Genomic DNA, 15,146 nt, shown 5'->3' on the forward strand with positions numbered 1-15,146 from the left:
GTACAGATACAATCCACCCCCCAATCTAATAATTCGCGTGCTCGTTTTGGGCTATTCACGGTATAAACCAGGATCCGTAAACCTGCGGCTTTAATGTCGGACACACGCTCAGCGGTCAGTTCATTGTGGTCAATATGCAATGATACGCAGCCCAATCGCGTGGTCATCGCCAACCACTCTCCATCCCATTTCTCTAGCAGCAATCCCCTCGGCAGTTCTGGCACAGCTTGCTGCGCAGCCTCTAGAGACTCAACCGAAAACGACGACAGTAATGGTGCAATAGGATGCGTTGACCACAAATTCTTAGCGGCAAGCGCGATCACCCGCCCAGTTTCACTTTCTACGCCCGTGGTAGGCTTAATCTCGATATTCGCTGATAAGCCAAGCTCAAGGCAACGATCGGCCACCTGAGAAAGCAGAGGCAATGGTTCATCGCGAAACTCTCGCCCATACCATCCTCCCGCATCTAGGCTGACCAGTTTTTCCCACGGTAAATCGCCAGCAACGCCCCAACCATTGGTGGTGCGTTCTAGGTTGTCATCATGTAATAGAAAAATCTCACCGTCAGCACTCAACTTAGCATCAAACTCAATCATTTTATGGCCATACTCAGCGCCAATATCAATAGCCGCTAACGTATTTTCTGGTGCTAATTTACCACCGCCACGGTGGGCAACGATTTTTGGATAAGGCCATTTTATTGTCATGTTTTACTCCGCTACCGAGGGCTTCACTGCTCGCTTATGGTTCAATACGTAAGCCCGTCGTTATATCGAAAAAGTGTAGATTTTCATGAGGTAGCACGACCTGTAGAGAACAACCTAACTCAGGTAAATCCTGATGCGGTAATCGCAGAATCACACCATGATCCCCCCAGCGACTATGCGCCAAGTTATCAGCGCCCAATAGCTCGAGTTGATTAACCATAAACTCGCTTCCGGACTCATGCTCTGCCGCTCGACGCAGGTGCTCAGGGCGAATACCTAGCGTGAGCGTTTGACCCGCTAATGCAGAGATCGGCTGTTCGAAGCGTAGCTGTGGACCATCGTTAATCTGAAAAAACAGGCCATCTGTACTAATACAACCATCCAGCAGATTCATCGCGGGAGCGCCCATAAAGCCCGCCACAAAACGACTAGCAGGACGATGGTAGATCTCCGTTGGTGTTCCAATCTGCTCAGCAACGCCCTTATTTAGCACAATGACGCGCTGCGCTAAGGTCATCGCCTCTACCTGATCGTGAGTCACATACAGGCTGGTCGTTTTTAGACGACGGTGCAACTGCTGTAACTCAAGTCTCATCTGAACGCGCAGTTTTGCATCAAGGTTGGACAAAGGCTCATCAAACAAAAACACCGCGGGCTCGCGCACGATAGCACGCCCCATCGCCACCCGCTGACGCTGCCCGCCGGACAACTCACTAGGCTTGCGATTAAGCAGCGTCTGTAACTCCAAAATGGCTGCGACTTCCTCCACTTTGGCACGGATAAGTTCTTTGCCCAGCCCGCGAATCTTCAGCCCATAAGCCATATTGTCGAACACGCTCATGTGCGGATAAAGTGCATAGTTTTGAAACACCATTGCTACGCCACGATCTTTAGGCTCTTTGTGAGTTACACGGTCATCACCAATATAAATATCACCACTCGTCGTTTCTTCTAGGCCAGCAACCATGCGGAGTAAGGTCGATTTACCACAGCCGGACGGCCCCACCATAACGATAAACTCACCGTCGGCAACATCCAGATCGATACCTTTAATAATTGCGTTTTTGCCGTCATAGCTTTTGCTGACGGTCTGTAATTTTAAACGTGCCATTGTATTATTTCTCGCTATCAACCAGACCGCGGACGAACCAACGCTGCATCCCTAAGACCACCAGCAATGGCGGTAACAGAGTCATCAGCAGTGCGGCCATCACCAGTTGCCACTGCGTTGCGCTTTCTCCGCTTGAGATGGCGCTTTTAATCCCAGCTACCGCCGTTCCCATCGCCGGATCGCTCGTGATCAGCAATGGCCATAAATATTGGTTCCAACCATAAATAAACGTAATCACAAACAACGCCGCTAAATTCGTTTTAGACAGTGGGAATACCACATCGCGGAAAAACCGCATTGGACCAGCACCGTCAATGCGAGCGGCCTCCAACAGTTCATGCGGCAGCGTCATAAAGAACTGACGGAATAGGAACGTTGCCGTAGCCGAAGCCATGAGCGGCAGAGTGAGTCCAGTATAACTATCCATCAGGTTTAAATTTGCCATCACCTCAACGGTAGGAAATATACGGACCTCAACGGGCAGCATCAGGGTAATGAATATCAGCCAAAAGAATAAGTTACGTAATGGAAAGCGAAAGTAGACAATCGCAAACGCCGATAACATCGACACCGCAATTTTCCCAACAGTAATCACCAACGCCATAATAAAGCTATTCATTAACTGAATACCAAATGGCGCACCTGCGCTACCAACCCCTTGCTGCCAAACCTGCGTTATGTTGTGCCAGAGCTGGGAGCCTGGAATGAGCGTCATCGGCACATCAAAGACCTGTTGCTTATCCAGCGTTGCTGCCACAAACGCCACATACAGCGGAAACAAAATCACGATCACACCCAAAATCAGCATAATATGGCAGAACATATCCAAGCCTTTACGGTTCTCAATCATTGATAACGTACCTTACGCTCAACATAGCGGAACTGAATCATAGTTAATGCAACCACAATCAACATCAATACGACCGACTGTGCCGCCGAACTGGAAAGATCTAGCCCCGCAAAACCTTCACGATAGATTTTATAAATCAGCGTAGTGGTCGATTGTCCCGGTCCACCGCCGGTTGCTGCATCGATAACCGGAAACGTATCGAAAAACGCATAGACCAAATTGACCACCAGCAGGAAGAAACTCACTGGAGAAATCAGGGGAAGGACAATATGAAAGAAACGCCGAATCGGCCCTGCGCCATCAATGGCAGCAGCCTCAAGCAGCGACTTGGGGACTGACTGTAGCGCCGCGAGGAAAAACAGGAAATTGTAGCTCACCTGTTTCCAGACTGAAGCCAGAACTACCAGAAACATCGCCTGTCCGCTATTTTGGGCATGGTTCCAGCTATAGCCCATCACACCGAGAAAGTGCGAAACCAAACCCAGCCCAGGGTTAAAGAGAAACATCCACAGCACAGCAGCGATTGTGGGAGCCACGGCATAGGGCAGAATGAACAAAGTTTGATAGAAACGGCGGCCCCGTAAAATATGATTTACCAACGCCGCAAAAAATAGCGACAGTACTAGGCCAAAAAATGTCACCAAACCGCTAAACCACAACGTGGTGCGAAACGCGCTTAAGTAGTAGGGATCATGCCATAGAGTGATAAAATTCTGCCAACCAACAAACTCGCTGGAAAGACCAAAAGGATCGAGGCTCTGCACCGAATACCACAGTGCTTCGCCTGCGGGCCACAAGAAGAAAATGGCGGTGATCAAAAGCTGCGGAGCAACCAGCGCATAGGGCAACCAGCTGCGTTTAAATGCGGGAGTTCGGGAACTCATAACACCTCAAATTTGCTACAGAGTACAGATACCTCACCAACCGCCCTTTGGGTTGAACGGCTGGAGAGGTAGAACCGATATTACTTAGCTGATTTTTCAAAACGCTCTAGCAGTTGATTGCCACGCGATACCGCTTCATCCAGCGCTTGCTGTGGCGTTTTCTTACCTGTCCATACGCCTTCCAACTCTTCATCCACCACGGTACGAATTTGCGGCATATTGCCTAGGCGAACACCTTTAGTGAAGGCTAATGGCGGCTTATTTAGCATTTGGCGAGTCGCAACGTCAGCGCCCGGATTTTTGTCGTAAAAACCCTGCTGTTTAGTCAACTCATAGGCTGCGGTCGTAATGGGCAGGTAGCCCGTTTTCTGGTGCCACTCGGCGGCAATTTCTGGTTTAGCCAAGAACTGGAAGAACTCAGCTACGCCCTTGTAGGTTTCAGGTTTTTTACCGTTCATCACCCACAGACTAGCCCCACCGATAATTGCATTTTGCGGGGCATTTTTAGCATCAGCGTCATACGGCATGAAAGCCACGCCATAGTTGAATTTTGCATACTGTTTGATATTGGCCAGCGAGCCAGAAGAGCCCGTCATCATGCCGCAGTCACCGTTATAGAATTTAGCGGTTGGCTCATCTTTACGGCCAAAGTAGCTAAAATCGCCTTTTTTGAGCATGTCTGACAGCAGCTGAATATGCTTAACCTGTAATGGCTGGTTAAACTCTAAACGCGCTGACGGGCCACCAAATCCGTTGTTTTCGGTAGCAAAAGGAACACCATTCCACGCACTAAAGTTTTCTAACTGCACCCAGCCTTGCCAACCTGACGCATAGCCACAGCTCATACCGCTTGCGCGTAGCTTAGCCGCATCGGTAGCCAGCTCCTGCCAAGTTTTTGGTGGCTCATCAGGATTTAAACCCGCTTTCTTAAAGGCATCTTTGTTGTAATACAGAACGGGTGTAGAACTGTTGAACGGCTGGGAAAGGAGTTGGCCCGTGGCGTTGTCGGCGTAGTAGCCCGCCACAGTGGGCACGAACTGGGATTCATCAAAAGGGATACCGGCCTCTTTAAATACCTGATACACAGGCTTCACGGCCTGTTTAGCTTGCATCATGGTTGCAGTGCCGACCTCATACACCTGCAAAATAGCGGGCGCCTTACCCGCACGGAAAGCGGCAATACCCGCAGCGAGACTTTGTTCATAATCACCTTTATAGACGGGTACAATCTTGTACTCATCTTGTGATTGGTTAAAACGCTGCGCAAGACTATCAACTTCCGTGCCTAGCTCGGCTTCCATCGAGTGCCAAAATGGAATTTCAGTCACCGCTAATGCAGGTGCACTGAAGCAAAATATCACTGCTAAACTGCACATGCTGCGCTTTATTGTCATATTCATCATGCCAAATCCCCGTCAAATGAGTGTTATCACCGTAAACGTTGAGTGATAAAGAACGTCTTATTTTCGGGATGTACCATGACATGCGCGTATGACAGAAAAATAACCAGCAGATGAAGGAATTATGACGAAAGAATGACGCAGGGCACGCGACGCGTTAGTTAGATAAAGAAACTATAGCGGCCTAAATATCAGCGAGTTAGGAAGGGATACAAAACATTATCTCCCTTTGAGTTATCACAAATAGTGGCATCCATGCCGCTATCATCATGACAGGCTTAACCGCCTAAATAAGCACTACGCACTGCGCTATTAGCCAGAAGCGCCGCCCCGCTATCTTCCAGCACAACATGACCGTTCTCCAACACATAGCCTCGATCCGCCAACTTAAGCGCCTGATTGGCATTTTGCTCTACGAGAAAGATCGTCATGCCTTCTTCGCGCAGCTGTTGGATGGTATCGAAAATTTGCAGAATGATGATAGGCGCCAGCCCCAGAGACGGCTCATCCAGCAGTAATAACTTAGGCTGACTCATCAGAGCGCGACCTATCGCTAGCATCTGCTGCTCTCCGCCGGACATGGTTCCTGCGCGCTGAATACGGCGCTCATGTAGGCGGGGAAATAAATCGTAAACTCGAGCGATACGTTCTTGATACTGATGACGATCGGCGAAAAATCCCCCCATCGCCAAATTTTCTTCCACGGTCATACGCGAAAATACGCGGCGGCCTTCCGGCACAATAGCAATCGCCTCACGCATGATGCGTGCGGTTTGCCAATCGGTAATATCCTGCCCAAGAAAGTTGATACGGCCTGCGGTAGCTCGAGGTTCGCCGCATAGCGTTCCCAGCAGCGTGGTTTTTCCTGCGCCGTTAGCACCAATCAGCGTCACAATTTCACCCTGCTGAATATGGATGCTAACGTTATGCAGCGCCTGAATTTTTCCGTAGTGGGCTGAGACGTTTTCTAATGTCAGCATGAACATGGCCCTCGTTCAACATGACAACGGGAGTAGTTAAATAGCATAGATTTACGCCTCTCCTAGATAAGCACGGATAACATCAGGATTATTGCGTACCTCTTCCGGCGAGCCTTGCGCCAACGGCGTCCCCTGATTAACCACGTAAATCCGATCGGAAATATCCATCACCAGCTTCATATCGTGTTCAATCAACAGCACCGAAACCTGATGATGACGGCGTAAATCAGCGATGAGTTCGTTGAGTTCATCGGTTTCTTTTGGATTAAGACCGGCCGCTGGCTCGTCTAGCATCAGCAGCTCAGGCCGTGTCACCATGCACCGTGCAATCTCCAATCGCCGCTGCTGACCATAGGCCAAATTACCCGCCTGACGATTGGCAAACTCCAACAATCCAACACGCTCTAACCATACCGCGGCACGTTCCAATGCATCGGCTTCCGCGCGGCGGAATTTAGGCGTTTTCAGTAGACCGGCAAACACACCGCTTTTGAGATGCTGATGCTGCGCCACCAACAGGTTTTCCACTACCGTCATCTCTTTGAAGAGGCGTACATGTTGGAAAGTGCGCACCACCCCCATACGAGCGATTTGCTGCCCTGCAAGCCCAGCTAATTCGCGATCGCGCAGTTTTATCGAGCCACTTGTCGGGCGATAGAAACCGGTCAGACAGTTAAATACCGTCGTTTTTCCCGCCCCGTTAGGGCCGATAAGAGAGACGATTTCCCCCTGATTGAGTATCAGAGCTACATTATTCACGGCGAGGAGGCCGCCAAACCGCATACAGAGATTGTTCACCAGCAACAGAGGTTGTGTGCTCATACCTGCCCTCCTTTGCGTGTGGCAAATTTCAGCTGAGGGCGTTTCATCGGCAGTAATCCTTGCGGACGCCAAATCATCATCAGCACCATTAATGCGCCCAGTAATAACATGCTGTATTCATTCAGATCGCGCATCAGTTCGCGAGAAACTACCAAAATAACCGCAGCAAGAATCACCGCAAACTGTGACCCCATACCACCAAGCACGACAATCGCCAGTACAAAAGCCGATTCGACAAAAGTGAAAGATTCTGGGCTAACAAACCCTTGTCGTGCAGCAAACAACGTTCCAGCAAAACCGGCAAACGCCGCACTGATGGTGAATGCCGTCAGCTTGATACGCGTTGGGCTTAGGCCTAATGAACGGCAGGCAATTTCGTCTTCTCGTAGCGCTTCCCACGCCCGCCCAAGCGGCATGCGCAGTAACCGGTTAATCACAAACAGCGTGATAACCACCAGCAACAGCGCCACCAGATACAAGAAGATGATGCGATCGCTTGGGTCGTATTTGAGGCCAAAGAATTCGTGGAATGAGCCCCATCCTCCGTCACGTACACTACGGTTGAATTCCAGGCCAAAGAAAGTAGGTTTTGGAATTTGGCTAATGCCGTTGGGTCCGCCGGTAATTTCCGTATTATTCAGCAGCAGGATGCGTACAATCTCACCAAAGCCGAGCGTCACAATGGCCAGGTAGTCACCACGCAGACGCAATACCGGAAAACCTAACAGTAGCCCAAAGGCGGCGGCAACAATGCCCGCAATTGGCAAGCTCTCCCAAAAACCAATTCCGTAATAATGGTTAAGCAACGCGTAGGTATAAGCACCGATGGCGTAGAAACCACCGTATCCCAGAACTAACAAGCCAGACAGGCCGACAACGACGTTTAGCCCCAGTCCAAGCATCACGTAGATAAGCGTCAGCGTGGCAATATCCACGGTTCCACGCGATACCACAAACGGCCACACCACTGCTGCAATAAGAATAAGCATCAGCACCAGTTTTTGTTTTGGCGTTGAACCATCTAAGCTTGGCAGCACCAGAGTGGGACCTGACACTTTTTTCAGCCCCTGCTGAATCAGAGGACGCATCAATTGGAAGAAAAAGACCACCACACAGCCCGCAGCAATCCATTCCCAACGTATAGAATCTGCCATATTGACGACCAGATGGGTGCCATCTAGCCCGAGCTGGACGCCCATGATAAACGATGCCAACACGAACATGGTGATGGTCGAAATAATCGCATTAACCAGATTGAGCTGTTTCATACTTTCTCAACCTCCGGCCGCCCCAAGATACCGGTAGGCATCACCAGTAGCACCACAATCAGTAACGCAAATGACACGACATCTTTATATTCAGTGCTGAGGTAAGCGGAAGTCAGCGCTTCTGCTACGCCGAGGATCAATCCGCCGATCATCGCCCCAGGAATACTGCCGATCCCGCCTAATACCGCCGCAGTAAAGGCTTTCATCCCCGCCATAAAACCGATGTATGGATTGATAACGCCGTAGAACTGACCGAGCAGTACACCCGCCACAGCCGCCATTGCTGCACCAATAACAAAAGTAAGGGAGATCACGCGATCGGTGCTAATGCCGAGCAGACTCGCCATTTTCAGATCTTCTGCACAGGCACGGCAGGCGCGCCCCATCCTCGAATAGCGGATAAACAGCGTTAGCGCCAACATCGCAAGAAACGTTACGACCCAGATGATGATCTGCATAGTGGAAATACTGGCGGAGAAACCATTACTTTCACCCAATGTCCATTGCCCAGTCACTAGACGCGGCAATGCCAGATCGCGCGAGCCCTGCGTTAGGCTGACGTAGTTTTGCAAAAAAATGGACATTCCGATGGCAGAAATTAGCGCAATCAGACGCTTTGAAGAACGTACGGGCTTATAAGCAACGCGCTCAATACTCCAGCCGTAGGCACTCGTGATCACAATAGCGACGATAAAAGCCGCGCCAATCAGTAGCCAGCTAGCATCAATGCCCAGCATCATCAGCGCCGCAATAACAATAAAGGAGACATAGCTGCCGATCATATATACCTCGCCGTGGGCGAAGTTGATCATGCCGATAATGCCGTAAACCATGGTGTAACCAATGGCGATCAGCGCGTAGGTGCTCCCCAGCGTAACGCCGTTGAACATCTGCTGAATGAAATAGAGAAACTGTTCTGACATACCCTATCCTCATACCACATAAGGGCTTAGTGATGATGTTACAACGCTGTTCTAATCCCGCACGCCAAAACCTCGGAGTAAGGTTTCGTCCACCTATTTATCGCGCATTCATCGATAACTTAGGCGTATGGGCAAAGACCGCGCGCGAGTGGTCTCCGCACTCGCACGCTTTATTCGAGATGCCATTTTCGCTCTGGGTCAACATGCGCCATGTTTGGCACTTCCGACCCTCACGCCGACACAGCGTCGGCGTGGCGTATTCAACTAAGGCATCAACGAAAATAAGAACCGTCAGAACTATTTAACCGACGTAGATGAGCCGTCGGCATGCCATTCGAAAATACCGAATTCGAAGCCTTTCAGGTCGCCTTTATCATCCCAGCTCAATGGCCCCATAACGGTATCAACCGGCTGAGACTTCAGGTTTTTAATGATGTCAGCGGGTTCTTCGCTTTTGCTGCGCTCCATTCCGGTAGTCAGAGATTGCAATGCTGCGTAGGTGGTCCAAACAAATGGCCCTGTCGGATCCAGTTTTTTGGCTTTCAGCGAGTCTACGATAGCTTTGTTAGCGGGAACCTGATCGTAACGCTGTGGCAGCGTCACCAGCATGCCTTCAGATGCATCGCCCGCGATGTTAGATAGAGATGAGTTACCCACACCTTCTGGCCCCATAAATTTAGCTTTCAGACCCGCTTGTTTGGCCTGACGCAAAATCTGTCCCATTTCTGGGTAGTAGCCGCCGAAGTAGACAAAATCCACGTTATCTTTTTTCAGCTTCGCAACCAGCGTAGAGAAGTCTTTGTCGCCAGCGGTAATACCCTCAAACAGCACTGGTTTTACATTGGATTTCTCCAACGCATCTTTAACCGAACGTGCCAGACCTTCGCCATACTGCTGTTTATCATGCACCACGGCGATACGCTGTGGCTTGATGGTATTCAGGATATATTTCGCCGCGGTTGGCCCCTGATCGGAATCCAGCCCCGTCGTACGCATGATCAGTTTATAGCCACGCGTGGTCAGATCGGCATTGGTCGCCGCAGGCGTAATCATCAAAACGCCTTCATCTTCATAGATATCGGAAGCAGGCTGAGTCGAAGAGGAGCACAGGTGTCCGATAACATAACGGATACCGTCGTTAATCACTTTGTTGGCAACCGCGACTGCTTGTTTTGGATCACAGGCATCGTCATATTCCACACCAACTAGCTTATCGCCGTTCACGCCACCTTTGGCGTTGATATCCGCAATGGCCTGCTTAGCCCCGGTAAACTCCATATCGCCATACTGTGCAACCGGGCCAGACATCGCGCCAACAATCGCCACTTTAATGTCCTTCGCCATAACACTGCTGCTCATGGCTAACGCAATACAGCCAGTCAGAAAAACCTTACCCTTATTGATACTCATCTGCTCATCCCCGCCTGTCGTTGTGTTTATTGTGTTTGCTTTAGCGCGCAATCAAGCAACATATTATTAACAAATAACATTTTTACGCATAAGAAATAATGAATTATGTGATTGCACAGCAATATTTTCTAATAAGACTTTATTTTTCATATCATTAAACAGGAGATTTATTCTGCAAATCAAATCAGATAGCTAGAAACAAGCGGTGTAAACAGCACAAAAATCGGAGTAAAGCGGCAGAGTTTGTCACTAGGTAAGCACGTTCATCTGTTAAACAATTCATTTACTAATTTTTTACTCTGAAAATAGCAGATCGATAAAAATAATCCGCTCAGATTTTGTACACCAAAAGTTACACCGCCAATGGATGCAGATCACTTACAATGCTTATCAATTATTCTCGGCAGAAGATAAAACATGAAACTGACTATTGAGCGCTTGATGGCTTTAAATCCAGACGATATTCGTGACTTGGGAAAAGTGTGGCCTGAACAGCAGCCGGAGATATGGCAGGCTTGGTTAGATGATGGTCATGCCCTATTTGCCGCACGTTTTAACGATCGGCTTCTAGGTGCAGTCAAGGTATGTGCCGATCGGCAAAAAGGATTCGCCACGCTACATGACCTGTGCGTGCGAGAAGTCACGCGCCGTCGAGGGGTTGGACTGTACTTAGTGGAAGATACGATGCGCCAACTACCAGAAATTAATGTCTGGCAGCTGGCGGCGAGTGAAGTCCCTGGTGTTGGACTTGAAGAAATGAATGCGTTTATGGCCGCCTGTGGTTTTAATTTTTGTGAACTCAATAGCGGCGAACAAGGCTGGCAGAATTAAAAATCAGCCGCGCCCCATCTTCCAAACCGCCGCGACATTGCGTGCTGTAACACGCACGTTTTCGCGAGCGCCTTCTAGTGCTTCAGGCAACGTTTGGATGCGGTTTAGTACTGAAAATACCGCGTCCAAGCCATGCTGATGTACAACGCTATAATCTGGCGTCATGCCTCCAGCGATAGCGATAACCGGAATATCGTAACGCTTAGCGACTCGCGCCACTCCAACAGGCGTTTTTCCATGGATAGTTTGGCTATCGATGCGCCCCTCACCGGTGATCACCAAGTCGGCCCCTTGTACCGCATCGGCCAGCTTTAATGCTTCGGTGACGATTTCAATGCCCGGCTGTAAGCGTGCGTTAAGCAAGCCAAACAGCGCAGCCCCCATACCACCTGCGGCACCCGCTCCAGCCACATTTAGCACCGATTTTCCGGTTGCCAGCTCGATCTTCTCACCATAATGCTGCAAAGCGGCATCTAGCAGTTTAACCCGCTCTGGCGTTGCGCCTTTTTGTGGGCCAAATACCGCCGACGCACCTTTCGCTCCGCACAGAGGGTTATCAACATCACAGGCCACCAAAATATCGGTCTGTGCTAAACGAGCATCCAATTGGCTAAGGTCAACGCTGGCTAACTGAGCAAGCGCCGCGCCACCAACATGAAGCTCTTTGCCATCGATATCATGAAAATGTGCGCCCAACGCTTGCATCATGCCCGCACCGCCATCATTGGTGGCGCTACCGCCAATACCGAGAATAATTTTTCGCGCCCCGTGATTAAGCGCCGCTAGAATCAGTTCTCCGGTACCAAAACTGGTGGTGACCAGCGGATTACGTTGCTCGGGCGCGACCAAATGCAACCCCGACGCGGCGGCCATTTCAATCACCGCTGTTTCACCATCGCCCATCCAGCCAAAGAAGCCATTAACCGGCAGCCCTAAAGGACCGGTTACATTCACATGCACTCGCTCTCCACCGGTCGCTGCAACCATTGATTCCACAGTGCCTTCACCCCCATCAGCCATCGGCAGCTTGATGTATTCAGCCTGCGGGAATATTTCGCTAAAACCCTGTTCAATGGCCTCGGCAACCTGCATCGCGCTAAGGCTTTCTTTAAATGAATCAGGAGCAATCACAATTTTCATGCGTACCTCGTTAACCCGCTAAATTAAACACACCAAACATCATGGTAGAAACAAAGGCGATCATCAGACCCACGGCGGTTTCATAAGGCAGCAGCTTCAAACGCTCATGCACCTGCATGTTGACGCTACCGCCGGTTGCGTGGAAGAAGCTGCCGTGTGGCATGTGGTCGAGTACCGTTGCGCCTGCGTGAATCATCGCCGCACCCGCCAGAGCCGAAATCCCCATACCAATCAGCGTGGAGCTAAATACTGCGGAAGCCACTGCGGTACCAGCAGTCGTGGATGCCGTCGCCATCGACATCAAGGCCCCTGAAATGGGTGCCAGCAGATACGAAGGCATACCAGAAGCCGTCAAGCCTGTAATCAGCACATCTTTCAGACCTGAATTAGCAATAATCCCCGCCAGCGTACCGGTGCCGAGCAGCATAATTGCTACCGGAGCCATACGCGACAAACCGGAAACCATGTACTGGTTAGTATGTTTCCATTGCCCCATAACCACCGCACCAATTAAGCCCCCCACAGGTAATGCAACTAATGGGTCAATGGCAATGCCAGCAATTGGACGTAGCGCCAACAGGATAATAGCGACTAAAGGAGCGGCGATCGCCGCGCCAAAGGCTGGCAGCGCAGCGTCATGTTTACCGACAACCAACTCATGAGCTTCAACTTTTGAGCCACGATGCTTCAGACGTTTAGCCAGAAAATAAGCCAGTACCAAACCAAACAGACCAGGGATAATGCCTGCCACCATCAATGAGGTTAAAGGTACGTGGAAACTGTCTGCCGCCGCGATAGTGTTAGGGTTTGGCGACATCACGTTGCCCGCTTTACCGCCGCCAATCATCGCCAGCAGAATCGCCATTTTGGAAATATCAGCACGATGGGCAATCGCTAAAGCGATTGGAGAAACGGTGATAACCGCCACATCAATAAACACACCGACGGCGGTCAGCAGCATAGTCGCGACTGCCAGCGCCAACAGCGCACGCTTCTCGCCCACTTTACGTACAATAGTTTCAGCGATGGTATTCGCTGCGCCAGACTCAATCAGCACGCCCGCGAGAATACCTGCACCCAAAATACGTAATACGGCGTTGGTGATACCCTGAGCACCGGTGATCATAAGACTGATTGTTTGAATGAGGTCAGCTCCGCCAACCAAACCGCCCGCTAAAGCACCAGCAATCATGCCGTAAGCAGGTGGAACCTTGCGTAAAATAAGCACGATGGATACAACCAGTGCCACTATTGCGCCTAGAGCAGAAACCGTTGTCATTATTCACTCCTGCCTTGATTCATTATTATTGTGAGATCGTCTAAGACGAATGTAGGTACAAGGAGGCATTATGAGGAGACAAAGAAAAATAGCTTGAGGCGAATCACCAGAAAATCGACTGTTAGAACCTGCATTTTTTGTAGGATGCTACAAATCAGCGATAAATCTGCATGCCAATATACAACTGAAGAATAGAGTTTAATTCATTGATTTTTAAAGACGTTATGTCTTCAATCTTCTGTAGGCGGTAGCGAAGGGTGTTAACGTGGATATGCAGCTGTTTTGACGTTTGAGACAGATCACAATTCTGTACAAAATAGCAGCGCAGAGTGTGACATAGAACACCCTTAGCATCAGCCTGACGTAATGCCTGCCACGCGAGCCCCAGTTCTTCGGCCTGCCAGCTGTCTGCAAATCCATTTAATAACACCGGTAAAAAATGGTCTCGATAATATAAAACGGCCTGATTCAGCTTTTGACGTTGCGCCATCTCCTGCAAAGCCTGAGCACTCAGGTAAGAACGGCGCACACCATCATCCCCAGCAAATAGGCCACCAACGTAGATATTTACATGAAAGCGCGACTGTAGTTGCACATGCAGTTTACGCAGACCTTTTTTGATTGCCGCGTCATTATCGTCACTACGACTTATATTGAGCGGCAGCAAGACAACGATACGATCGAAGCCATGCATCATCACCAACGTCTCATGGCTATGGTTGCTGAGCGTTTCTAATAACTCACGCTGGCGAATATGTTCCTGCTCATGAAGGCTAACAATCAATGCAATTCGCGGTAAGGACAGATCTAATCCAAGATATGCCGCCATTGACGCCATCGATGCAACGCTACCGCGCTCCATAATCAGCTGAGAAGCGAGTTGCTCACGATAGCGTTTTTCCCACTGGTTTTGCTCCAGCATTTCTGCCTGCTCAAGGATAAGCTCCGCAGCCATGCGAACAAGTTCAGCATACGCCTGCACTTTTTCTGGCTCGCCGGAAATCCCGATCACCCCCACCATTCTCTGCCGAAATATAATGGGCAAATTAATTCCCGGCTTCACGCCTTTAAGCCTGCTGGCCACTGCATCATCAATGATCACCATCCGATTCTCGGTGAGCGCCAAAACCGCCCCCTCATGGCGCTGATGCAAGCGGCTCGGGTCACCTGAAGCAATGATGACTCCGTGCTCGTTCATCACGTTCACAGAATAGTCAATGATGCTCATCGCACGAGAAACGATCTGACGCGCGGTATCTTCCTTAAGGTAACTGTTTGGCATGGGGCTTCACGATCAAAATGGAGATAGCCAAATGTAACGGAAAACGCTACTGGCCGCTGAGGCGGAGATCATCATAAACAAAAAAGGCGATGCCGAGCATCGCCTTTAATCGGAAACTACGTTATCGATGAAGCTTAGGCTTCAATCGCCGCACGCAGTTTTTTCATTGCGTTCTTTTCAAGCTGACGCACACGCTCTGCAGAAACACCGTATTGATCGGCCAGTTCTTGCAGCGTTGCTTTGTTGTCGTCGTCTAACC

Annotated in this window: 15 protein-coding genes; 1 reads left to right on the forward strand and 14 read right to left on the reverse strand. The window is 49.9% G+C overall.

The window, feature by feature from the left end; genetic code table 11:
* The 10 genes from ugpQ to RSC70_RS20290 all read right to left on the reverse strand — a co-directional run.
* The coding region (ugpQ, locus tag RSC70_RS20245; RefSeq protein WP_332543424.1) for a glycerophosphodiester phosphodiesterase at positions 1–707 on the reverse strand (707 nt) is incomplete at its 3' end.
* Between the two features lie 34 nt (positions 708–741).
* Positions 742–1,818 carry a sn-glycerol-3-phosphate import ATP-binding protein UgpC gene (locus RSC70_RS20250; protein WP_008815657.1) on the reverse strand — a complete coding sequence of 359 codons (1,077 nt, stop codon included), beginning with the start codon at positions 1,816–1,818 and terminating at the stop codon, positions 742–744.
* Between the two features lie 4 nt (positions 1,819–1,822).
* Entirely contained in the window at positions 1,823–2,668 is an 846-nt protein-coding gene (gene ugpE, locus RSC70_RS20255) for a sn-glycerol-3-phosphate ABC transporter permease UgpE (RefSeq protein ID WP_008815658.1), read from the reverse strand.
* Positions 2,665–3,552, reverse strand: a complete 888-nt coding sequence (gene ugpA / locus RSC70_RS20260) for a sn-glycerol-3-phosphate ABC transporter permease UgpA (RefSeq protein WP_008815659.1) — start codon at positions 3,550–3,552, stop codon at positions 2,665–2,667. The genes ugpE and ugpA overlap by 4 nt, the downstream gene beginning before the upstream one ends.
* An 80-nt stretch (positions 3,553–3,632) precedes the next feature.
* Positions 3,633–4,955, reverse strand: coding sequence for a sn-glycerol-3-phosphate ABC transporter substrate-binding protein UgpB (gene ugpB, locus RSC70_RS20265; protein WP_008815660.1), 1,323 nt, complete (start codon positions 4,953–4,955; stop codon positions 3,633–3,635).
* Positions 4,956–5,230: 275 nt separating this feature from the next.
* On the reverse strand, positions 5,231–5,938 hold the full coding sequence (livF, locus tag RSC70_RS20270; RefSeq protein WP_061059392.1) for a high-affinity branched-chain amino acid ABC transporter ATP-binding protein LivF: 708 nt from the start codon (positions 5,936–5,938) through the stop codon (positions 5,231–5,233).
* Positions 5,939–5,983: 45 nt separating this feature from the next.
* Positions 5,984–6,754 carry a high-affinity branched-chain amino acid ABC transporter ATP-binding protein LivG gene (gene livG, locus RSC70_RS20275; protein ID WP_004090666.1) on the reverse strand — a complete coding sequence of 257 codons (771 nt, stop codon included), beginning with the start codon at positions 6,752–6,754 and terminating at the stop codon, positions 5,984–5,986.
* A complete protein-coding gene (locus tag RSC70_RS20280; RefSeq protein WP_008815662.1) occupies positions 6,751–8,022 on the reverse strand; it encodes a high-affinity branched-chain amino acid ABC transporter permease LivM in 1,272 nt (423 codons plus the stop codon). The genes livG and RSC70_RS20280 overlap by 4 nt, the downstream gene beginning before the upstream one ends.
* Positions 8,019–8,945, reverse strand: a complete 927-nt coding sequence (livH, locus tag RSC70_RS20285; protein WP_004090669.1) for a high-affinity branched-chain amino acid ABC transporter permease LivH — start codon at positions 8,943–8,945, stop codon at positions 8,019–8,021. The genes RSC70_RS20280 and livH overlap by 4 nt, the downstream gene beginning before the upstream one ends.
* Before the next feature lie 297 nt (positions 8,946–9,242).
* The gene (locus tag RSC70_RS20290; protein WP_008815663.1) at positions 9,243–10,355 is read right to left on the reverse strand and encodes a branched-chain amino acid ABC transporter substrate-binding protein; all 1,113 of its coding nucleotides are present in this window, start codon (positions 10,353–10,355) and stop codon (positions 9,243–9,245) included.
* Between the two features lie 417 nt (positions 10,356–10,772).
* Here RSC70_RS20290 and panM point away from each other — a divergent pair, with 417 nt between their 5' ends.
* On the forward strand, positions 10,773–11,186 hold the full coding sequence (gene panM, locus RSC70_RS20295; RefSeq protein WP_008815664.1) for an aspartate 1-decarboxylase autocleavage activator PanM: 414 nt from the start codon (positions 10,773–10,775) through the stop codon (positions 11,184–11,186).
* Positions 11,187–11,189: 3 nt separating this feature from the next.
* Here the strand turns inward: panM and RSC70_RS20300 are convergent, their stop codons facing one another.
* The 4 genes from RSC70_RS20300 to RSC70_RS20315 all read right to left on the reverse strand — a co-directional run.
* Entirely contained in the window at positions 11,190–12,326 is a 1,137-nt protein-coding gene (locus RSC70_RS20300; protein WP_008815665.1) for a glycerate kinase, read from the reverse strand.
* A gap of 10 nt (positions 12,327–12,336) precedes the next feature.
* Entirely contained in the window at positions 12,337–13,605 is a 1,269-nt protein-coding gene (locus tag RSC70_RS20305) for a GntP family permease (protein ID WP_008815666.1), read from the reverse strand.
* Positions 13,606–13,759: 154 nt separating this feature from the next.
* A complete protein-coding gene (locus RSC70_RS20310) occupies positions 13,760–14,887 on the reverse strand; it encodes a PucR family transcriptional regulator (RefSeq protein WP_039186114.1) in 1,128 nt (375 codons plus the stop codon).
* A 134-nt stretch (positions 14,888–15,021) separates the two neighbouring features.
* On the reverse strand, positions 15,022–15,146 hold a 125-nt coding region (locus tag RSC70_RS20315), incomplete at its 5' end, for a sigma factor-like helix-turn-helix DNA-binding protein (protein ID WP_332543428.1).

The sequence above is a fragment of the Hafnia sp. genome (assembly GCF_036648275.1).
Lineage (GTDB): Bacteria > Pseudomonadota > Gammaproteobacteria > Enterobacterales > Enterobacteriaceae > Hafnia > Hafnia alvei.

Excerpts from the sequence above, each read along its gene's own strand:
- RSC70_RS20305 (WP_008815666.1), bottom strand. The coding sequence starts at position 13,605 with ATGACAACGGTTTCTGCTCTAGGCGCAATAGTGGCACTGGTTGTATCC.
- livG (WP_004090666.1), bottom strand. The coding sequence starts at position 6,754 with ATGAGCACACAACCTCTGTTGCTGGTGAACAATCTCTGTATGCGGTTT.
- livF (WP_061059392.1), bottom strand. The coding sequence starts at position 5,938 with ATGTTCATGCTGACATTAGAAAACGTCTCAGCCCACTACGGAAAAATT.
- ugpB (WP_008815660.1), bottom strand. The coding sequence starts at position 4,955 with ATGATGAATATGACAATAAAGCGCAGCATGTGCAGTTTAGCAGTGATA.
- ugpE (WP_008815658.1), bottom strand. The coding sequence starts at position 2,668 with ATGATTGAGAACCGTAAAGGCTTGGATATGTTCTGCCATATTATGCTG.
- livH (WP_004090669.1), bottom strand. The coding sequence starts at position 8,945 with ATGTCAGAACAGTTTCTCTATTTCATTCAGCAGATGTTCAACGGCGTT.
- RSC70_RS20250 (WP_008815657.1), bottom strand. The coding sequence starts at position 1,818 with ATGGCACGTTTAAAATTACAGACCGTCAGCAAAAGCTATGACGGCAAA.
- RSC70_RS20310 (WP_039186114.1), bottom strand. The coding sequence starts at position 14,887 with ATGCCAAACAGTTACCTTAAGGAAGATACCGCGCGTCAGATCGTTTCT.
- RSC70_RS20300 (WP_008815665.1), bottom strand. The coding sequence starts at position 12,326 with ATGAAAATTGTGATTGCTCCTGATTCATTTAAAGAAAGCCTTAGCGCG.
- RSC70_RS20290 (WP_008815663.1), bottom strand. The coding sequence starts at position 10,355 with ATGAGTATCAATAAGGGTAAGGTTTTTCTGACTGGCTGTATTGCGTTA.
- ugpA (WP_008815659.1), bottom strand. The coding sequence starts at position 3,552 with ATGAGTTCCCGAACTCCCGCATTTAAACGCAGCTGGTTGCCCTATGCG.
- panM (WP_008815664.1), top strand. The coding sequence starts at position 10,773 with ATGAAACTGACTATTGAGCGCTTGATGGCTTTAAATCCAGACGATATT.
- RSC70_RS20280 (WP_008815662.1), bottom strand. The coding sequence starts at position 8,022 with ATGAAACAGCTCAATCTGGTTAATGCGATTATTTCGACCATCACCATG.